20 protein-coding genes are annotated in these 18,331 nt (G+C 67.4%); 5 read left to right on the forward strand and 15 right to left on the reverse strand.

Features of this window, described 5'->3' with window-relative positions:
- Positions 1-12 precede the first annotated feature (12 nt).
- The 9 genes from GRX66_RS07785 to ahaH all read right to left on the reverse strand — a co-directional run bounded on the left by GRX66_RS07785 (position 13) and on the right by ahaH (position 8,370).
- Positions 13-204, reverse strand: a complete 192-nt coding sequence (locus GRX66_RS07785; protein WP_159526055.1) for a hypothetical protein — start codon at positions 202-204, stop codon at positions 13-15.
- Positions 205-456: 252 nt separating this feature from the next.
- Positions 457-1,881 (reverse strand): ATP synthase subunit B, encoded by a 1,425-nt coding sequence (locus GRX66_RS07790; protein WP_159526056.1) that lies wholly within the window; start codon positions 1,879-1,881, stop codon positions 457-459.
- Positions 1,881-3,632, reverse strand: coding sequence for an ATP synthase subunit A (locus tag GRX66_RS07795; protein ID WP_159526057.1), 1,752 nt, complete (start codon positions 3,630-3,632; stop codon positions 1,881-1,883). The genes GRX66_RS07790 and GRX66_RS07795 overlap by 1 nt, the downstream gene beginning before the upstream one ends.
- Positions 3,629-3,970 (reverse strand): V-type ATP synthase subunit F, encoded by a 342-nt coding sequence (locus GRX66_RS07800; protein ID WP_159526058.1) that lies wholly within the window; start codon positions 3,968-3,970, stop codon positions 3,629-3,631. The genes GRX66_RS07795 and GRX66_RS07800 overlap by 4 nt, the downstream gene beginning before the upstream one ends.
- Complete coding sequence (locus tag GRX66_RS07805; RefSeq protein ID WP_159526059.1) at positions 3,967-5,016, reverse strand: V-type ATP synthase subunit C; 1,050 nt, start codon at positions 5,014-5,016, stop codon at positions 3,967-3,969. Before GRX66_RS07805 ends, GRX66_RS07800 begins: the two co-directional genes overlap by 4 nt.
- Positions 5,013-5,597 (reverse strand): V-type ATP synthase subunit E, encoded by a 585-nt coding sequence (locus tag GRX66_RS07810; protein ID WP_159526060.1) that lies wholly within the window; start codon positions 5,595-5,597, stop codon positions 5,013-5,015. Before GRX66_RS07810 ends, GRX66_RS07805 begins: the two co-directional genes overlap by 4 nt.
- Positions 5,598-5,616: 19 nt before the next feature.
- On the reverse strand, positions 5,617-5,874 hold the full coding sequence (locus GRX66_RS07815; protein ID WP_159526061.1) for a F0F1 ATP synthase subunit C: 258 nt from the start codon (positions 5,872-5,874) through the stop codon (positions 5,617-5,619).
- Positions 5,875-5,879: 5 nt separating this feature from the next.
- Entirely contained in the window at positions 5,880-8,051 is a 2,172-nt protein-coding gene (locus GRX66_RS07820; protein ID WP_159526062.1) for a V-type ATP synthase subunit I, read from the reverse strand.
- Positions 8,038-8,370 (reverse strand): ATP synthase archaeal subunit H, encoded by a 333-nt coding sequence (gene ahaH, locus GRX66_RS07825; protein ID WP_159526063.1) that lies wholly within the window; start codon positions 8,368-8,370, stop codon positions 8,038-8,040. The genes GRX66_RS07820 and ahaH overlap by 14 nt, the downstream gene beginning before the upstream one ends.
- Before the next feature lie 103 nt (positions 8,371-8,473).
- Here ahaH and GRX66_RS07830 point away from each other — a divergent pair, with 103 nt between their 5' ends.
- Entirely contained in the window at positions 8,474-9,112 is a 639-nt protein-coding gene (locus GRX66_RS07830; RefSeq protein ID WP_159526064.1) for a methyltransferase domain-containing protein, read from the forward strand.
- Positions 9,113-9,227: 115 nt separating this feature from the next.
- On the opposite strand, the gene GRX66_RS07835 is transcribed toward GRX66_RS07830, so the two are convergent.
- From GRX66_RS07835 to GRX66_RS07845, 3 genes are all read right to left on the reverse strand, one after another.
- On the reverse strand, positions 9,228-9,476 hold the full coding sequence (locus tag GRX66_RS07835) for a hypothetical protein (protein WP_159526065.1): 249 nt from the start codon (positions 9,474-9,476) through the stop codon (positions 9,228-9,230).
- An 81-nt stretch (positions 9,477-9,557) separates the two neighbouring features.
- Entirely contained in the window at positions 9,558-10,019 is a 462-nt protein-coding gene (locus GRX66_RS07840) for a type IV pilin (protein ID WP_325064004.1), read from the reverse strand.
- Positions 10,020-10,098: 79 nt separating this feature from the next.
- Entirely contained in the window at positions 10,099-11,310 is a 1,212-nt protein-coding gene (locus tag GRX66_RS07845; RefSeq protein ID WP_159526066.1) for a DUF7096 domain-containing protein, read from the reverse strand.
- Between the two features lie 222 nt (positions 11,311-11,532).
- Between GRX66_RS07845 and GRX66_RS07850 the strand changes: the two genes are divergently transcribed.
- The 3 genes from GRX66_RS07850 to GRX66_RS07860 all read left to right on the forward strand — a co-directional run bounded on the left by GRX66_RS07850 (position 11,533) and on the right by GRX66_RS07860 (position 14,572).
- A complete protein-coding gene (locus GRX66_RS07850) occupies positions 11,533-12,687 on the forward strand; it encodes a helix-turn-helix transcriptional regulator (RefSeq protein ID WP_159526067.1) in 1,155 nt (384 codons plus the stop codon).
- 113 nt (positions 12,688-12,800) lie between these two features.
- Positions 12,801-13,601 carry an electron transfer flavoprotein subunit beta/FixA family protein gene (locus tag GRX66_RS07855; protein WP_159526068.1) on the forward strand — a complete coding sequence of 267 codons (801 nt, stop codon included), beginning with the start codon at positions 12,801-12,803 and terminating at the stop codon, positions 13,599-13,601.
- Entirely contained in the window at positions 13,598-14,572 is a 975-nt protein-coding gene (locus tag GRX66_RS07860; protein WP_159526069.1) for an electron transfer flavoprotein subunit alpha/FixB family protein, read from the forward strand. The genes GRX66_RS07855 and GRX66_RS07860 overlap by 4 nt, the downstream gene beginning before the upstream one ends.
- Positions 14,573-14,620: 48 nt before the next feature.
- On the opposite strand, the gene GRX66_RS07865 is transcribed toward GRX66_RS07860, so the two are convergent.
- Both GRX66_RS07865 and GRX66_RS07870 read right to left on the reverse strand, forming a co-directional pair.
- Positions 14,621-15,850 (reverse strand): acyl-CoA thioester hydrolase/BAAT C-terminal domain-containing protein, encoded by a 1,230-nt coding sequence (locus tag GRX66_RS07865; RefSeq protein ID WP_159526070.1) that lies wholly within the window; start codon positions 15,848-15,850, stop codon positions 14,621-14,623.
- 252 nt (positions 15,851-16,102) lie between these two features.
- Positions 16,103-16,918 carry a DNA polymerase sliding clamp gene (locus GRX66_RS07870; RefSeq protein ID WP_159526071.1) on the reverse strand — a complete coding sequence of 272 codons (816 nt, stop codon included), beginning with the start codon at positions 16,916-16,918 and terminating at the stop codon, positions 16,103-16,105.
- 197 nt (positions 16,919-17,115) lie between these two features.
- On the opposite strand from GRX66_RS07870, the gene GRX66_RS07875 reads away from it, so the two are divergent.
- Complete coding sequence (locus GRX66_RS07875) at positions 17,116-17,682, forward strand: hypothetical protein (RefSeq protein WP_159526072.1); 567 nt, start codon at positions 17,116-17,118, stop codon at positions 17,680-17,682.
- Positions 17,683-17,751: 69 nt separating this feature from the next.
- Here GRX66_RS07875 and GRX66_RS07880 read toward each other — a convergent pair whose 3' ends face one another.
- Complete coding sequence (locus tag GRX66_RS07880; RefSeq protein ID WP_159526074.1) at positions 17,752-18,231, reverse strand: YbhB/YbcL family Raf kinase inhibitor-like protein; 480 nt, start codon at positions 18,229-18,231, stop codon at positions 17,752-17,754.
- Between the last annotated feature and the right edge of the window lie 100 nt (positions 18,232-18,331).

Consider the following 18,331-nt stretch of genomic DNA (forward strand, 5'->3'; position numbering starts at 1 on the left):
CGTCTCGTTACGTCAGACGCCGCGACCGACGAGGTAGTTGTCCCACGGCGTCGTGTACACCAGCGCCAGCACGAGCAGGACGCCGACGCCCGCCAGCGACCAGCGTTCCGACGCCCGCGGCGGCCCCCGCACCCGCAGCACGGCGAGCGCGACCAGTGGCGGTGCCACGAACACCGCGAGGAACTGGCCGTACGTCAGCGCCACCGCCGACCCCCGCGAACTCCCGTCCCATCGGACAGTCCCGTCCCCATCCGGGCTGGCTCGTCTGGGGTCTGGGTGGCGTCTCGCGTCACGTTCGGCGGCTGTTTCGCGCGCACGGCGAAAAGATTGGCGAGACCCGCGGCGTCTGCCGGGACGTCCAGTTTGCTTCGGTGACTGCCGGCACTCCGGCGTCGCCACTGCGGACGAGCGATACGAGGAGAGAACGCAGCTGACGGAACCGAGACCGTCGCCGAGTCAGTCCGCGGCCGCGGCCTCTTCGGCCTCGGCTTCGGACTCGCCCTCGACGTAGTACGTCTCGATGAGGTCTTCGTCGATGCGGTTGAGCTCCGCCTTCGGGAACAGGGACAGGAGCTCCCAGCCGAGGTCGAGGGTGTCCTCGACGCTGCGGTTCGTCTCGAAGCCCTGGTCGACGAACTCGTCCTCGAAGCGGTCCGCGAAGTCCAGGTAGAGGTTGTCCCGCTCGGACAGGGCCTCCCGACCGACGATGTTCACGAGGTCGCGGAGGTCCTCACCTTCCGCGTACGCCGCGTACAGCTGGTCGGAGATATCGCCGTGGTCCTCGCGCGTGAGACCCTCGCCGATACCGTCGTCCATCAGCCGGGAGAGGCTCGGCAGCACGTTCACTGGCGGCGTGACGCCCTGGCTGTTCAGGTCGCGGTTCAGCATGATCTGGCCCTCGGTGATGTAGCCGGTGAGGTCCGGAATCGGGTGCGTGTCGTCGTCGCCCGGCATCGTCAGGATCGGAATCTGGGTGACGGAGCCGTCCCGACCCTTGATGCGGCCGGCGCGCTCGTAGAGCTGCGCCAGGTCCGTGTACATGTACCCGGGGTAGCCACGCCGACCGGGCACCTCTTCGCGCGCCGCACCGATCTCGCGCAGCGCCTCGCAGTAGTTCGTCATGTCCGTCAGGATGACGAGGACGTGGTAGTCCTTCTCGAAGGCGAGGTACTCCGCTGTGGTGAGCGCCATCCGCGGCGTGACCGTCCGTTCGACTGCGGGGTCGTCCGCGAGGTTCATGAAGACGACGGAGCGCTCCAGCGCGCCGGTGCGCTCGAAGTCGTCCATGAACTCGTTGGCTTCCTCGGCGGTGATACCCATCGCGCCGAAGACGACGGCGAACTCGCTGCCCCCGCCCTCGCTGTCCTCCTCCTCCGGCACGGACGCCTGCCGCGCGATCTGGAGCGCCAGGTCGCTGTGCGGCAGCCCGGACCCGGAGAAGATCGGGAGCTTCTGGCCGCGAACGAGCGTGTTCATGCCGTCGATGGCGGACACGCCCGTCTGGATGAACTCCTCGGGGTACTCGCGTGCGTGCGGGTTGATTGCTTCGCCGACGATGTCGCGGCGGTCCTCGGGGACGATGTCCGGGCCGCCGTCGATGGGGTTCCCGGACCCGTCCATCACGCGACCGAGGAGGTCCTCGGTCACCGGCATCTTCAGCGTCTCGCCGAGGAACCGCACGGACGCGTCCTGGCCGACGCCCTCCGTGCCCTCGAAGACCTGGATGGCGACGAACTCGTCGGTGGACTCCAGGACCTGCCCGCGCTTGACCTCGCCGTCGGGCGTCTCGATCTCCACCATCTCGTCGTAGGCGACCGGTTCGTCGATGTCGACGAACACCAGCGGGCCGCTAATCTCGGTGATTGTCTTGTACTCTTTCATTAGTAGAGGTCACGCAGTTGCTCGGTGAGGTCGTCTTTCAGTTCCTCGATGGCCTCGTCCCAGTCCTCCTGGACGCCCATCCGGTTGAGGCGCGGCGCGGCATCGACGTTCTGAATCTCGTCGACGGGTACGCCCGCGTCGAGCGCGTCGAAGGCCTCGTCGTTGAACGTCTTGATGGCCGTCAGCATCTTGTACGTCTTCGCGGGCTCGCAGTTCGTGTCCACCTCGTGGAGCGCGTTCTGCTGGAGCCACGCTTCGCGCAGGTACCGGGCCACTTCGAGGGTGAGCTGCTGGTCGTCGGGCAGGGCGTCCTTCCCGACGAGCTGGACGATCTCCTGGAGCTCGGTCTCCTCGTCGAGGACGTCGACGGCCCACTGCCGGACCTCCGGGAAGTCCTCGGCGACGTTCTCGCGCCACCAGTCGTCGAGCTGGTCCTTGTACAGCGAGTACGACTCGCTCCAGTTGATCGCGGGGAAGTGCCGGCGTTCGGCGAGGTCCGCGTCCAGCGCCCAGAACGTCTTCACGATGCGCAGCGTGTTCTGGGTGACCGGCTCGGAGAAGTCGCCGCCCGGCGGGCTGACCGCGCCGACCACGGACACCGACCCCTCTTCGTCGTTCAGGGTGGTGTAGAGGCCGGCGCGCTCGTAGAACTGTGCGAGGCGCGCGGCGAGGTAGGCCGGGTAGCCCTCCTCGCCGGGCATCTCCTCGAGGCGCGAGGAGATCTCGCGCATGGCCTCCGCCCACCGCGAAGTGGAGTCGGCCATCAGCGCGACGTCGTAGCCCATGTCGCGGTAGTACTCCGCGATCGTGATGCCCGTGTAGATGCAGGACTCGCGGGCCGCGACCGGCATGTTCGAGGTGTTCGCGATGAGGCACGTCCGCGCCATCAGGGGGTTCCCGGTCTGGGGGTCCTCCAGCTCCGGGAAGTCCTCGATGACTTCCGTCATCTCGTTGCCGCGCTCGCCGCAACCGATGTAGACGACGATGTCCGCGTCGGACCACTTCGCGAGCTGCTGCTGGGTGACGGTCTTCCCGGACCCGAACGGCCCCGGAATCGCGGCCGTCCCGCCCTTTGCGAGCGGGAACAGGCCGTCCTGGATGCGCTGGCCGGTGACCAGCGGCGTCTTCGGGGTGTGCTTGTCAGCGGACGGGCGCGCACGCCGAACCGGCCACTCCTGGCGCATCGCGATCTCCTCGCCGCTGTCCAGGACGACGACCGGTTCGTCGACGGTGAACGACCCCGTGTTGACCTCGGTGACCTCGCCGCCGTCGCTGCGCGGCGGCACGAGGACCTTGTGCTCGATGCTGACCGTCTCCTCGACGGTACCCAGGATCTCGCCGGCCTCGACTTCGTCGCCCTCGGAGACGGTGGGTTCGAACTCCCACTCCTTCTCCAGGTCGATGCCGGGCGCGTCGACGCCGCGGTCCAGGAACGACCCCATCTCTTCCTCGAGGACGTCCAGCGGACGCTGGACGCCGTCGTAGATGGAGTCCAACATCCCCGGGCCCAGGTCGACGGTGAGCGGTTCGCCCGTGTTGTCGACGGGTTCGCCCGGCCCGATGCCGGACGTCTCCTCGTACACCTGGATCGTGGTGATCTCGTCTTCGATTTCAATGACCTCGCCCATCAGCCCTTCGTCGCCGACGTAGACGACGTCGTTCATCTGGGCGTCGAGGCCCGTGGCGGTCACGACCGGACCACTCACGCTCTCGATTTCGCCGGAGTCAGTGATTTCTTCTGCTTGACTCATTCGTTGTTCTCGTCTTCCTCCGCCATCAGGTCGATACCGATGGCTCGCTTGATCTGGTCTCGCAGTCCGCTCCCGCCGGCGGCGCCGCCGCCGATGGTCACGAACGTCGGCTCTACGCTCGTCTCGACGGTCTCCCGGACCTGCCGGGAGAGTTCGTCGAGGTCGTCGTCGTGCATCACCGCGATGCCGACGTCGTCGTCGCCGAGCACCGACTCGACTGCGTCGTCGAGGCGCTCGTCTTTCTCGTCCTGCGGGACGTTCTCGAACTTCCGGACGCCCGCGAGCCGGAACCCGGTGGTGAACTCCGGACTGCCGATGACTGCGATCTCCTGGCTCATAGGATGACGAGCTCCTCCTCGATTTCCGCCTCGCTCAGGCCGGCTTCCCGGCCGCGAGCGATGGCGCGGATGTTGTCTACTTCGCGTTCCTTCGCGAGCACGTACGCCAGCACCGGACAGACAGACAGCGGGTAGACGTACGAGAGGTGGTCGGAGTACTCCAGGAGCGCGCGGTCCAGCGCGTGCTCGAACCCGATGAGGCTCTCGGCGTCCTCGAGTTCGTCGAGCGCGACCGTCAGTTCGTCGCCGTAGCGGCTCTCCCGGATGCGAGTGACGAGCTCCGAGCGGTTGCCGACCAGCTGGCTGATCTCCGTGCGGTCGAACAGCGCGCCGCCGTCGATGAAGTACTCCGCGGGGTCGACGTCGGCGCCCGACCGCGCCAGCCGGAGCGCGTTCCGGGCGTTCCGGAAGTCGATCTCGGCTTCCAGGAACTCCCGGTACAGCTCCGCGGCCTCGCCGCCGCCGGTCTTCGGCGGCACGAGGTTCTCGTAGTACGCGCGGTCGACCGCGTTCTCCAGCGGGACGAGCGTCCCGGTCTCCTCGTAGACCTCGAACGCGTCCTCGATGTACGCGTCGAACAGCGTCCCGTCGAGCAACTCGACGACGGACTCGATGGAGTCCGCGGCGACGAGCCGGTCGAGGAAGTCCTCGCTGAACTCGCCGGCGTCGATGAGGTCAGAGCGCACCTCGTCCGCGGTGGCGTCGGAGTAAAGGCCGCGCAGCACCGTCTTCGCGTTCCACGCGTCGAACTTCCGGAGGTAGCGTGCGACCTGCTCGTACAGGCGCCCCTCGCTCCAGCGCAGGAGGTCGCGGAAGTTCTCCGCGAGCGTCCGGTTCAGGGCGTACTCGACGAGGTCGACGCCGCTGAACCGCGACCCGAGGGCGTTGACCGCGTCCTCGTACTCGGTCTCCTCCATGAACCGGGCGATTTCGCCCGTGCCCATGCGGAGCAGCTTCCGGTACTCGTCGTCGCTGAACAGGCTGGCCCGGCGGGAACGAACGCGTGCGACCACGTACTCGTAGTTAGCCGACCCGGACGCGCTCATTGTTCCTCGAAGAGGCGAGCGCTGATCTCCTTCAGTTCGTCCTCCCAGACGTCCTCGAGGACCGAGTCGAACGTGTTGTTCACGCGGACCCGGGACGTCTCGCTCTCCACAACGACGCCGCCGAGACAGTCGTGCTCGCCGGCGTACTCGAACCCGTCGTAGTCGTCGAGGATGTCCGAGATGAGCCCTTCGTCGTCGCTGCGGCCGTAGACGCGGACCTCGCTGTCCGAGTCGAACTCGTCGGCCGCGGCGTCGAGGAGTGCGCGGGTGAGCTCCTCGCGTTCGTCGCCGTCGATGTCCGCGATCGTGGACTCGACGGTCTGGCGAACGTCCTGGAGGGCGTCGCGGCGGGCCTCCAGGCGCATCTGCTTGGCTTCCAGTTTCGCGCTGGAGAGCTGTTGCTCGCGCTCCCGCTCGATCTCGCGTTCGGCTTCGGCCTCTGCCTCGTCCACGATGACGTCGGCGTCGGCCTCCGCGTCGGCGATAATCTCCTCGGCGCGCTGGTCCGCGTCGTTGCGAATCTCCTTCGCGCGCTCGCGGGCTTCGTCTCGGATGTCCTCAACTACTGTTTCCAAACTCATTGGATTGAGAGAAAGGGGGTTACGCTGCGAAGACGACGACGAGCGCGAGGATGACGAGCGTCTCCGGCAGGACCGTCAGAATCAGGCCCGTACCGAAGAGGTCGCGGTCCTCGGCGATAGCGCCGACTGCGGCGCTACCGATACCGCGCTCGGCGTACCCCGCGCCGAGCGCTGCGAGACCGACTGCGAGTGCTGCTGCGGCCCCCTGCGGGATGGCCGGGGAGCTACCTGTTTCCTCTGCGAGAATCGTGACGAATTGAGCGAGTGTGTCGAACATTTTACTTAGTCCTCAGTGGTGTAGTTTCGCGTGTAACCGAACGGGTTGTACTTCGCGCCACCGCCCTCATAAAACTTGTTAAAGAACTCCACGTATTCGAGGCGTAGAGCCTGTAAGCCGGCGGAAGTGACGCCGAGCCCAAGTACGAGCGCGTGGCCTGCGAGCAGTACGACGATGCCGCCCAGAATGCCGGCTGGCCCCTGCCAGAGCAGGCCGGGGAACAGCACTTCGTGACCGTGGGACGCACCGTCCAGCATGAAGTGGACTTCGTGTGCGCCGACGGGTAGTTCCACCATGCCGAAGAAGAACGGCTCCGGCTGGGCGGTAATCTGGGTTTCGTAGGCGCCGAACACGAGGAGGTTGACGACGTACGCCATCGCCCCCTTCGCGAGCAGCACCGCGGCAATCCGCGTGTACGAGACCGTGTGAACGAGCGCGTACGTCGGACTCTCCACGAGACCGACGGCCCCCTCACCGATGATGAGGAGGACGAGGCCGACGAGCGCGACGACCAGCGCGGCCATCCCGACCGTCGGCGAGAACTCCGCGACCCGGTAGATGAACTCGGGGCGCGGCCCGCCGCTGCTCTGGATGTGCGTGCTGAACAGCCAGACGGTGACGCCGCCCATGAGCAGGAACTTTGCGCCGGACTCCGTGATCGCCGTCTTCACGTCGTGCGAGCGGCTCTCGTTCACGAATCCGAAGACGTACGCGATGGCGAGGTGGAGCGCGCCGGCGGCGAGGCTGATGGTCAGCCACAGCTCGGCGAACGAGCCGACGTGCAGCCCTTTCTTCATCGGCGCGTGCTCCAGTCCGAGCGCGCCGTGCCACAGGTACTCCGTGATCAGGTGTAGACCGAAGATTTCGCCGTACAGCACGCCGAAAATCCCGGTCCAGACGCCGGCCCAGATGGCGACGCCGCCGAGCTTCGTAATCATGTCGCTGTCGAAGCTCGAGTACAGCCAGTAGCCGAGCCCGGCGTACAGGAAGCCGTACCCGAGGTCACCGATCATGAACCCGTAGAACACGGGGAACGTCGCGAACAGGATGACCGTCGGGTCCAGTTCCGTGTACTTCGGGCGGTTGATGACTTCCGTGAGCGACTCGAACGGCCGCACCACGTCGGGGTTGTCCTGCACGACGGGCGGGCTGTCGTCGGCGTCGAACTCGGCCGTTCCGCCGTCGGTCGCGACCGCCTCGCCGCCGTCGTCGTCGACGGGAGCGTGGTGGCCGTGGCCGGACGGCTCGTAGTCGGCGCGCTCGAGTTCCTCGACGGCCGCGTGCGCACCGACCGCGTCCTGGATCGCCGCGACGAACGTCGAGTACTCGTCGCTGGGAATCCAGCCCTCGGCGATGAACGCGTGGTCGCTGGTCGCGAACTGCAGCGGCACCTCCGCCTTCTGGACGTCGATGGTGAGTTTCTCCTCGGCGGCGAGCAGGAAGCCCGCGTGCTCCACGCGGAGGTCGTCGAGTTCGTTCTCGACGCTCGCGAGTTTCGACTCGACGGTCTGTCGCTCGTGCCGGAGGTCTTCGACGTACGCCTCGGGGCTGCCCTCGGCGTCAGGCACTTCGACGCGCGCGAACTCCACGCCGACGAGCGCGTCGTCGAGCACGTCCGGGTCGTCCGAGCGCGGGTACGCGAACACGCCGACCGTGTCCTCGCCCTCGAACAGTTCGAACGCCTGGATGCTCTCGTCGGTCCGGAGCGTGTCCCGGACTTCGTCGGCGTCAGCCTCGCCGACGGCGACCTGCAGGCTGTCGTAGCCACTGAGCAGGTCGAGGTCGACGCCGAGGTCCGCGAACGGCTCGACGGCGTCGATTCGTTCGTCGAGGTCGCGGAGCTCGCTCTCCAGCTCGTTGCGGCGGTCGTCGAGCTCGTTCACCTGGACGCGGATCTCCTCGAGCTCCGTCTCGAGGGCTTCGTCGGTGACGATGCGGGTCGGTCCCGCGTCCGCCTCGCTGACGTCCAGCATCGACTCCAGCGAGCGAACCGTCACGAGTTTCTCGGAGGCGTCGTCGGCGCCCTCGAGAGGGTTGCCGTTGTCGAACCCCTCGATGTCGCCGTCGTAGTCCGAGAGGTGAACGAGGTTCAGGTCGTGAATCGTCTCGATGACGTCTCCCTGTACGCGCTGGGAGCCGGTCACCGAGACTTTGCTCATCTGCTCAGGTCTGAGCATGCACCGCCTCCTTGAACCGTTCGACGGCGAACGCGACCGCGTCGTCCTCGTTGTCTTCGGCGAGCGCCGCCAGTTCCTCGCGCTCCGCCTCGCCGTCTTCGAGGATCTCCTCGCGTTCGGCCTCGATTTCCTCCCGTGCGTCCTCCAGTTTCGCTTCCTTCAGCTCGCGAGCCTCCTCCTCCGCGTCGCTGCGGATTTCATCGGCTCGCTGTCGGGCTTCGGATAACCGTTCCTCGCGGTCCTCCTCCGCCTCAGCCACGATGTCGTCGGCGTCCGATTCAGCCGATTTGATGTCTTCGAGAACCTCTGGCCTTGGCATACACTCTTACCGGGCGGAACTTTGGCTACGGCCTATATGGTAGTTGCGAAGTCGGCGGGCCGAACGCAAGCTATTATGCCTTCTGAGCGGTAATTCCGGGGCAATGGGAGTTCTCGAAGACAAGTCTCGAGCCCGCACCTTCTACAAGTACCTCTCGAAGGTGTACGACCGCGTCAATCCGTTCGTCTGGAACGAAGCGATGCGGGACGAAGCGCTCGCGATGCTTTCCATCGACGACGGCGACCGCGTCCTCGACGTCGGCTGTGGCACGGGGTTCGGAACTGAGGGCATCCTCCAGTACACTGACGACGTCTACGGTCTCGACCAGAGCCCGCACCAGCTCGAGAAGGCGTGGGCGAAACTCGGCAAGCACGACCCCGTGGCGTTCCACTTCGGTGACGCCGAACGTCTCCCGTTCCAGGACGATTCGTTCGACGCCGTCTGGTCGTCGGGGTCCATCGAGTACTGGCCGAATCCCGTCGAGGGCCTCCGCGAGATCCGGCGCGTCGTGAAACCCGGCGAGAAAGCGCTCGTCGTCGGTCCGGACTACCCGAATTCGCGGCTGTTCCGGCGGGTCGCCGACGCCATCATGCTGTTCTACGACGAGGCGGAGGCCGACCGCATGTTCGCCGAAGCGGGGTTCGTGGACATCGAGCACACGGTGATGCAGGCCAAACCCGGGAGTCCGAAGGCAATCGTGACAGTGGCCCGGGCGCCCGAGCATAGCGAAGGCGCCGACTGAGCGAACGCGGAGCGCAGCGATGCGTGAGCCGGGCGCCCTGACAGTAGTCGCTCCCACGGTTCCGGTATGCAGACAATTCCTGGAACTGGAGCGGCTGAATCGGTGCGCCGGATAGCTACTGCGTCGCAAAGTAATAGAGCGGCACGAAGCCCGGAACGATGAACGGATACACGAGCGGTCCGGCAATGGTCGACTCCGTTCTGGCGATCCCGACGATTCCCGCCACCGTGACGATGAGGTAGCCGACACACGCCGCGAGGAACCCGTTCACCAGTCCGAGTGACCAGAACACGACTGCGAGCGCGACGACGCCGATCTGCCCCCACGCCCCGAGCCGAGACAACGTGGTCGGCGAAACGGTCATGCTCGCGTTCCTTGGCACCGGCGAGTGATTACTGTGCTGCCTCTGTCCCGTACTGGCCGCACGGTCCTCCCGCGCGGCCGCTCAAGTGTCGGAGCCGACCGTCGTCGACGTTTCTGCGACGATTTGTCCGTCGACGACTACGCGCACGGTGACTGTATCACCCCTGCGGAGCGGCGGGTCGTTCGTGTGGGCGAGGCGGAATCCGGCGAGTTCCCCGACGGTCCACGTGGGGTCGGCGGCCAGGTTGAACGGGCCGGTGGGACCGCCGCGGAAGCCGCGTGCGGCGAAGAACGGGACCGGTGGCTGGTGCCTGACGTCGTCGCCGTCGACGGTGAGGCGGACGCTCGCCTGCTGGACGTCGATTGGGTCCCCGGAAACGAGGGTCACGTCGACGCGGCCGTCGCTGGTGGCCTCGGCGCTGATTCCGCGGTGGGGTGGCGGTTCTCCGGGGAGCCCCGGCAGCGAGGCGGCGACCGCACCGGCTGCGAGCACCGTCACTGCGAGCAGGAGGACGACAGCCACCGGTGCGTACCCGCGGGACACGCCGCTGGTTGGTCGCGTACTCCTACAAGAACGTTCGTGCGAGGGGCGGGCGAGCCAGGCCGAGGGCGTGGCCGTGTCGTCAGGGCTTCGGCGGCGCGCTGACGTTCGCCTGCAGCGTCGGGCCGTCGGCCGGGTCCGCAGTGATGGTGTAGTCGCCGGCCGGACTCAGCAGCCACAAGCGGCCGTCGTTGTCCGTCTCGCCGACCTCCAGTCCGTCCAGCGAGATGGTGGCGTCGACGGGGGCGCCGGACGCGTTCTGGACCTGAACGAGCAGCGGGCCGCCGGCGTACGTCCGCGACGTGGACAGCGTCGTATTGTTGGTGGTGTGCGTGACCTCGGCGTCAGCTGGCAGTTGTGAGAGTACCACTTCCTGTCGCTCGACGTACACGCGCTCGGTCGCGGCGTTCACCCACACCGCGAGTTGCCCGTGCGGATGGTTGACGTTGTAGATGATCGCGTAGTTGGCGGACAGCGTGAGACTAGACTCGGGGGTAATCTGTTCGATCCACGGGTACAGCGAGTTGACGAGGCCTCTTGCGTCCCCGTAGTCTGCGGTTTCGTCGGCGAGGTTATCCGGCCGGTACGTCTCGCGAACGTACTCCCCGCCGTCGATAGTCGACAACATCAGTCCGTCCCCCACGGTGACGTGGACGCGGATGGCATCTCGATCGCCGTGGACCACCGCAGCGACCCGTTCCCGGACGGGCCCCTCTAATCCGGCCAACTGCGTCCGGACGCGACTCAACCGCGGACGGACGTCGGTGTCCTCCGTGAGGGTGCCCGCGTAGTCGTACAGCGTTCCCTCGCTGGTCGATCGCCCGATGGTCGAGACGAGTCGAGTTGCTTCCGCGTGGATTGTCGAGATCTCGAACAGGAACTCGCGGCTGGTGATCTGGCCGCTCGCGAACTGGGACCGGGCGGCCTGTTCTCGGGTCTGTAGGGACTCGAGGCGACGTTCTGCGGTCCTCGTAGCGTTCTCCAGTACTTGCCGCTTCTCGGCGGGCGTTTCCGCGGCTTCGAGTCGTTGTTCGACCTGTTTGAACCTGAGGTCCGTAGAGAGTTCGGCGTAGCCGGAATCGAGCGTGTCCGTAACGGAGGCCGTCGGCTGGCTGAATTCGGCCGCGTCGGCTTCGGTCAGGAGCAGCACGCGCGTGGAGTTCTCGCTAGTGGCGACGACGGGGTCGTCGCTGGGTTGCACAGGGGCAGAGACGCTCCCGCTGACGGCGAGCGCGGCGGTCGCACTCGCGACCACGAGGAGGACCGCGACGAGGGCGGGGCGGGCGCGGGACATGGCGGGGAGTTTGACGCCATCCGACAAAAGCGATGCGGAGACGGTGGCACGACGTGCCAGTGGGGGCTGGCGAGGCGGTCGCGAGTAGTCGGCGAGGACGCCGCCAGTAGTGTCAGGCTAACGCAACAACCGTGCCGGGCGCTCTACCTGCGATATTCGCGGGCGAGCGGGCGGTAGCCGGGATAGAAAATACTTTGCACGAGCGGGGTGGACGGAATTGGTATGCGGCAGGTCGCCCTCCTCGTCGTCCTCGTCAGCGTTCTCTCCGTGCCAGTTGCGGGCGCGGCCGGAGTCGCTGGTCCTGCAAGCCAGCAGGGTGCGCAGGCGGAGGCGTCGGTCCCGGAGGAGGGCGTCGACGTGACGATCCAGATCCAGTCGGACGGCGCTGCGCGCTGGAACATCTCCACGAAGTACGCGCTGGAGGACGGGAACGACACGGCCGCCTTCGAGGACCTCCGAGCCGAGTTCGAGGCGTACCAGACGGACAGCGAATTCTCGGTTGACGTCTTCCGGGCGGTCGTGCCCGAGGTCAGCGAGCACGTCGGGCGCGACATGGAGATCCGCAACGCCGGCCGGTCCTCGACCGTCGTCGACCACGGCAACAACTCGACCGGCGTGCTGTCCGTCGAGTTCACGTGGGCGAACTTCACGCGCGTCCAGAACGAGACGCTGGTCGTCGACTCGTTCTCGGGGACGTGGTTCGGGGACCTGAAGTCGGGGCAGACGCTGACGATTCGCCCGCCCGAGGGCTACGACACGACCAGCGTGCAGCCCGCTGCCAGCATCCAGGGTGGGGCCTACAAGTGGACTGGCCCCGAGCAGTTCGCGAGCGGGGAGCCGACGGCGGTGTTCACGGGGGCTGCCGAGCCCCCGAACGGACCAATCGGGGTGTCGATGATGGCCGTCGTGGCCATCGGGGTGCTGGCGTTGCTCGTCGGCGCCATCCTCGTGTTGGCGTACTACCGTGGGGGGCCGGTCGGGCGTCGGGACGGCATCCCGAGTCTGTCAGCCTGGCTCGGTGACAGCGACGAGGGCGAAGCCGCCACGGACGGTGCTCCGGGCGGGACGGAGCCGACCGAGGAGCCGGACAGCGGCGGTGACGTCGGTGAGGCGGTGACGCCGGGCGCCTCGGCGGACGCGGGTGCCGGCCAGGACGTCGACCCCGAGCTGTTGAGCGACGAGGAGCGCGTCGAGCGATTGCTCCACGAGCACGGCGGCCGCATGAAGCAGTCCAAGATCGTCGAGGAGACGCGGTGGTCGACTGCGAAAGTCTCCCAGTTGCTCTCCTCGATGGCCGAGGACGACCGCGTGGAGAAACTCCGGATCGGCCGCGAGAACCTCATCTCGCTGCCCGACGAGGGTCTCGACAGGGAGTGAGCCCGGGGTCGGTTCTCGGACTTCGTCCGACGCCCTGCTCCCTGGAAAAACTCCTCGCACAGTTCTCGCGGTTCCGAAAACGTTTACCTGCGTCCCGAGGGATTCACAGAGTGATGAAGGTTCTCGTCACCGTCAAAGAGGTGGCTACCGTCGAGGACGACTTCGAGATTTCCGGCACGGAAATCGAGGACACGTACCTCGACTACGACCTCAACGAGTGGGACGACTACGCCGTCGAGGAAGGCGTCCAGCTGGCGGAAGCCGGCGACGACGTCGAAGTCGTCGCCGTGACTATCGGCCCGGAGCGCGCCGAGGAGACCATCCGGATGGCGCTCGCGAAGGGCGCGGACCGCGCGGTCCGCGTGTGGGACGACGCCATCGAGGACGTGGAACTGCTCGACGTGGAAACGAAAGCCCGACTGCTCGGCGCGGTCGTCGAGGACGAGGACCCGGACCTCGTGCTCTCCGGCGTGCAGGCGAACGACGACAGCTTCGGGGCGACCGGCGTCGCGCTCGCCGAGGACGTCGGCTTCGCGTGGGCGGCCGTCGTGAACGCTCTCGACACCGAGAAAGTGCTCGACGAGGGCGTGGCGTCGGTCCACCGCGAACTGGAGGGCGGCGTCGAGGAGCTCACGGACGTCGAACTCCCCGCGGTGCTCACCATCCAGACCGGTATCAACGAGCCGCGGTACGCCAGCCTGCGGGGCATCCGGCAGGCGCAGTCGAAGGAGATCAAGCCCCAGAGCCTCGACGACCTCGGACTCGACGCGGGCGTCGTCGAATCCAGCCTCGACATCACCGCGATGTACGAACCGGAGACGGAGAGCGAGGCGCAGTACTTCGAGGGTGACGCGGCCGACCAGGCCGGAGCGCTCGCTGACGTGCTCCGCGACAAGGGGGTGGTCGGCGAATGACCGACGTACTCGCTGTCGCCGACCACCGCCGCGGCGACCTCCGCGACGTGAGCCTGGAACTCCTGACTGCGGGCCGCGAACTCGCGGACGCCTCGGGCGGCGACCTGCACGCGGCGGTCATCTCGGGCGACACGGACGAGTTCGCCGAGAAACTGAACCGCGAGGGCGTGGACGCCATCCACACCGTGGACAACGGGGAGGAGTTCAACCACGACGTCTACGTGCAGGCCGTCGAGGCGCTGGTGACGGACCTGGACGCGGAGTTTTTGGTCACGCCGAACAGCGTGAACGGCCTCGACTACGCGCCGGCCGTGGCGTCCCGCCTCGGTCGGCCGTACGTCTCGGACGCCGTCGGCCTGGATTACGACGACGGGACGCTCGAGGTGACCCGGGAGATGTACGGGTCGAAAGTCGAGACGACAGTGGAAGTCGAGGACGGCCCGTTCGTGGTGTCGATTCGGGGGGCGGAGTGGCCGGCTGCCGAGGACATCGGTGACGCCGAGGTCTCGGCGTTCGACTTCGCGCCCGACGAGGACGCGATTCGCAGTACCGTCAACGGCTTCGAGGAGGTCGGCGGCGGCGACGTCGACATCAGCGAGGCGGACTTCCTGGTGTCCATCGGCCGCGGCATCGAGGAGGAGGAGAACATCGAACTCATCGAGGAACTGGCCGAGGTGACGGGCGCGACCCTGTCGTCGTCGCGCCCCATCGTCGACAACGGCTGGCTCCCGAAGAACCGGCAGGTCGGTCAGTCCGGCAAGCAGGTGACGCCGGACGTCTACCTCGCCATCGGTATCTCCGGCGCCGTGCAGCACGTCGCCGGGATGAAGGGCGCCGACACCATCGTCGCCATCAACACGGACCCGAACGCGCCCATCTTCGACATCGCCGACTACGGCATCGTCGGCGACCTCTTCGACGTCGTCCCGGAGCTCATCGAGCAGTTCGGCGGCGACCCGCCGAGCGTCTGAGGGAGGCATCCGCGGCCAGTGGCCGCGGTCTGCGGCCGAGGTTCTCGCTTACTGCTGTTTCTTCAGTCCCGTTTCGAGCGCGTCGAGCACGGCGGGCCAGGCGTCTTCGCTGGCGCGGACCGTCCCGCGGGCGGTGCCGCCGGCGCGTTCGGTCTCGTCGATGCCGGCGAGCGGTACGTACGGCGTGCCGATGAGGTGGCCGCAGTCGTCGTAGGTGCGGTGGTCGAAGTCGTGGGGGAACTCGCGGTCCCGGAGGCGGTCGGCGACGGCCTCGGAGAGCCGCCGCGAGTTCCAGACGCCGTCGTCGCCCCCGGAGAGCAACAGGATGGGGGCGTTCGTCTGCTCGACCGGCGGGACGACGTCGGCGACTGGTTTCTCGTCGAGGTCCTCGAACCGCGGGGCTTCCTCGGCGGTGATGTGCGGGACGGCGTCGCCGTCGTGGATCCACGCGGGTTCGCCGCTGGGGGTGTCCCAGGGGACGCTGCCGGCGTAGGAGACGACGGCGCCGACCCAGTCGTAGTGCGCGCCGACGAGGAGCGCGAGTTCGGCGCCCCGGGAGGAACCGACCAGACCGACCTCGTCGTCGGCGACGGCGGGCTGGTCACGGAGCCAGTCGGCGGCGTCGTCGACGTACGACAGCGGGATGCGTTCGAGTTCGTCGGGGAGGGCGTCGTGGTCGTCGCCGAAGTACGTGAGCGCGAGCGTGGCGTAGCCCCGGGAGGCCAGGAGTTTCGCGGTGCCGGTGCCGCGGCGGCCGCCGGAGCCGTGAAGTTCGATGACGCCGGGGTGGGGGCCGTCGCCAGCGGGGACGAAGAGGGTGCCGACGATGCCGTCGGCGTCGACTGTGTGTTCCTCGACGTCGTCGTCGTGGAGGACTCGCGTGACGGTGCGGGTGGCTTCAGCGTCCTCGGTCGCTGCGTGGAGGGTGACCTCGATGTTGCTGAGCCCGTTCAGTCGCGGGAATGGGGCGTCGGCGTCGCTGGACATCGCCCACAGCCAGCCCATCGGTTCGACGCCCTCGTAGGGACCGTCGTCGGGTTCGTGTTCGCTCAGGTCGACGACGCCGTCCTCGTCGGCGGTGAACGTCGCGTTGGCGACGAACTCGTCGCCGTCGCTGTCCTCGAGCGTGGTCGTGACGTCGACGGTCGCGCCGGGTTCGGCACCCGTCACGCGGACCGTAATCGGGTCGGTATTGGGGCTTCGCTCGGGTGCGTCGATTGCGAGGTGCTGGTCGGCGGTGCTGCGGGGACTCACGGCTTCGTTATTGTCTGCTGTCATAGTGGTCTGGAGCGGCCGGTCTACGAGCGGTGCGACGAACGCGGGCGTTGGTGGGTGCGTGGTGGCTTCTATGGATATCCCCGACTCCGCAAAAAGACTTGTGAAAAAGATTGAATTTCTTCTTCACTTACATATTCGCGGGGCGAGCATTTATGCTTTTTTCGGGCTTCACTGACAGGTCGCGGTGGCGAGCGCCGGTGGCTGCGGGACGGTGAATCAGCGTTACTCGTGTTTCGTGGTGTGTGCCGGCAGTCAGGACCGCGTGAGGCGTGGCGAAACGACGTAGCGGACCGAGCCGTCGCCGTCGGCGACGTCGAACTCGACTTCGACGGGGGCTTCCTCCCCGAGGCGGAGCCGAACGGGATCGTCGGCCGGTACGGCGCGCTCCACCGCGGAGAGGTACTGCAGCGAGAACAGTGAACGGGCGGGTCCGGAGTCGAAGGCCGTGCAGTCCTCGGCGGGGACGTCCACGGCCACCGTGTCCGCGTCGCCGTCGGCGCGCACGTAGAAGCGCTCCTCGGACTCGCTGACCCCCGCTTCGAGGTGGTCGGAGACCATGTCCGCGGCCGCGACGGCCCGGGAGAACTCGCGCCCCGGGAGCCCGACGGTCGCCTCGAACTGGTCGGCGAGGTCGACGCGGTCCGGCGGCGACCGGACGGCGTCCGGGTCGATGAGCGCCAGCGTGTACGCGAGTTCACCGACGCGAACGTGCAGAGTTCGGCGCTCCAGGTCGACGGCGAGGCGGACCGCCTGGTCGGCGTCCGCCATCCCGACGACGTCGCCCAGGCGTTCGATGTCGATGCCGAGCCGCAGTACCTCGTCTGGCGCGTCGTATGCCTCGAAGGCCTCCGCGTCGACGGACAGCGATACCATCGCGACGGTCGCGGGGTCCATGGCGTCGACCGACACGCCGTCTGTGTCGACGCGGAGGACGCACTCGTCGACGAGGACGGCGACGTCGTCGAGGATGGTTTCGAGGATCGGTGCCGACGCTATCGCGGTGAACGCGGCGTCGGCGGGTGCTTCGACGTGGTTCGTCGCGGGTCGGGTTGCGGTGTCCTGGGTCATGTGTTGCCCGCGGCCGGTCACCGAGCACGCCACTCGTCGTCGGGGTGGCGCGCTCGACGTCCGAACCGCTCGTGGTACGGCGGACTCGGAACCGACGGAAAAGGATTGCCTAGGAGAATCATCACAAACTACCGTAGATAATCGCTATCGAATTATATTTATAACAGTCTACCCAAATTTGTAATCGGTAATTGATTATGGCTGCTGACGACGAGCGCGGGCGCGGCGTGCTGACCGCGGCCGACCGCGCGTACCTCCGCGGCGACAGCGAGTACGGGAGCGTGCAGGCCGAACGCAACGCGAGAGCCCGGATTCGCGACCGCATCTACGACGCGCTCCGGGACTTCGAACTGCTCGTCGAGGGCCTCGACGACCGCGACCTCGACCTCGTGTTCGAGAAACGCGTCGGCGAGGACGACGGCACCGAGGCGTTCGACGCCCTGGTGTCGACGCTGGCGTTCCTCTACCGCGGCGTCGGTCGCACCGACCTCGACTTCGAGACGGTGCTGCGGGAGGGCGTGAACCTCGCGGAAGCAAGCGAGGACCGCGGCGCGACCGTCGACTTCGACGTCACGTACCACGCCCTCGACGCCGACCACCTGCTCTCGAAACTCGACGACGACGAGTCGCTGTCGCTGACGGAGATCGCGTACCTCTACGAGTCCGCGGACGTCACCCCGGACGAGCTCGCCGCGTACTTCGAGGACGCCCGCGCCCCCGACATCGAGGACGGCCGCGTCCAGTCGAACGTCACGGACTACTAGCGTCGCTTGCGGACGGAGAACCTGCAGGAACCCGGCAGCACCGCGATTACTGCGAAACGCGAACCTGGGCTACGACGGTGCGTACGTCCCCGTCAACTGCGTCTGTGCGAGGACGTGGTCGCCCATCGCGCGCCCGACGTCGCGCTTGCTAGCGTCCTCGGGAACGTCGAGGGTGGTGTCGAGCGCGTAGAGTTTGAACCGGTACGTGTGCGCCTCGTCGGGTGGCGCCGGACCGCCGTAGCCGCGCTCGTCGAAGTCGTTGACGCCCTCGCTCGCCGCCTCCGGCGTCCAGTCCTCCGGAATGCTCGTCGTGTCCGCGGGGACGTTCCAGACCAGCCAGTGCAGCCACACCTCGCCCGCCGGTTCGACGGCGTCCGGGTCGTCCATCACGAGCGTCAGGGACGTCGCGCCCGCGGGGACGCCCGCCACGACCAGTGGCGGATTGACGTTCTCGGCGTCGTAGCCGTACTTCCGGGGAATCGGTTCGCCGTCCTCGAACGCCGGACTCGTGAGCCCGAGGTCGCCGGACTGGGTGACGTCGCCGACCAACGGGTTCGAGACGGTCGTTCCGTCGCCCGCAGCTCCGGTCGTCGTCGGGGACTCGCCGCCATCCCCAGCCCCCGTACAGCCGGCGAGCGCGACGGCGGCC

Origin of the sequence: Halobacterium bonnevillei (assembly GCF_009831555.1) — an archaeon.
GTDB lineage: Archaea > Halobacteriota > Halobacteria > Halobacteriales > Halobacteriaceae > Halobacterium > Halobacterium bonnevillei.

Excerpts from the sequence above, each read along its gene's own strand:
- GRX66_RS07820 (WP_159526062.1), bottom strand. The coding sequence starts at position 8,051 with ATGCTCAGACCTGAGCAGATGAGCAAAGTCTCGGTGACCGGCTCCCAG.
- ahaH (WP_159526063.1), bottom strand. The coding sequence starts at position 8,370 with ATGCCAAGGCCAGAGGTTCTCGAAGACATCAAATCGGCTGAATCGGAC.
- GRX66_RS07810 (WP_159526060.1), bottom strand. The coding sequence starts at position 5,597 with ATGAGTTTGGAAACAGTAGTTGAGGACATCCGAGACGAAGCCCGCGAG.
- GRX66_RS07860 (WP_159526069.1), top strand. The coding sequence starts at position 13,598 with ATGACCGACGTACTCGCTGTCGCCGACCACCGCCGCGGCGACCTCCGC.
- GRX66_RS07805 (WP_159526059.1), bottom strand. The coding sequence starts at position 5,016 with ATGAGCGCGTCCGGGTCGGCTAACTACGAGTACGTGGTCGCACGCGTT.
- GRX66_RS07875 (WP_159526072.1), top strand. The coding sequence starts at position 17,116 with ATGGCTGCTGACGACGAGCGCGGGCGCGGCGTGCTGACCGCGGCCGAC.
- GRX66_RS07800 (WP_159526058.1), bottom strand. The coding sequence starts at position 3,970 with ATGAGCCAGGAGATCGCAGTCATCGGCAGTCCGGAGTTCACCACCGGG.
- GRX66_RS07835 (WP_159526065.1), bottom strand. The coding sequence starts at position 9,476 with ATGACCGTTTCGCCGACCACGTTGTCTCGGCTCGGGGCGTGGGGGCAG.
- GRX66_RS07865 (WP_159526070.1), bottom strand. The coding sequence starts at position 15,850 with ATGACAGCAGACAATAACGAAGCCGTGAGTCCCCGCAGCACCGCCGAC.
- GRX66_RS07845 (WP_159526066.1), bottom strand. The coding sequence starts at position 11,310 with ATGTCCCGCGCCCGCCCCGCCCTCGTCGCGGTCCTCCTCGTGGTCGCG.
- GRX66_RS07870 (WP_159526071.1), bottom strand. The coding sequence starts at position 16,918 with ATGACCCAGGACACCGCAACCCGACCCGCGACGAACCACGTCGAAGCA.
- GRX66_RS07790 (WP_159526056.1), bottom strand. The coding sequence starts at position 1,881 with ATGAAAGAGTACAAGACAATCACCGAGATTAGCGGCCCGCTGGTGTTC.
- GRX66_RS07855 (WP_159526068.1), top strand. The coding sequence starts at position 12,801 with ATGAAGGTTCTCGTCACCGTCAAAGAGGTGGCTACCGTCGAGGACGAC.
- GRX66_RS07795 (WP_159526057.1), bottom strand. The coding sequence starts at position 3,632 with ATGAGTCAAGCAGAAGAAATCACTGACTCCGGCGAAATCGAGAGCGTG.
- GRX66_RS07815 (WP_159526061.1), bottom strand. The coding sequence starts at position 5,874 with ATGTTCGACACACTCGCTCAATTCGTCACGATTCTCGCAGAGGAAACA.
- GRX66_RS07830 (WP_159526064.1), top strand. The coding sequence starts at position 8,474 with ATGGGAGTTCTCGAAGACAAGTCTCGAGCCCGCACCTTCTACAAGTAC.
- GRX66_RS07850 (WP_159526067.1), top strand. The coding sequence starts at position 11,533 with ATGCGGCAGGTCGCCCTCCTCGTCGTCCTCGTCAGCGTTCTCTCCGTG.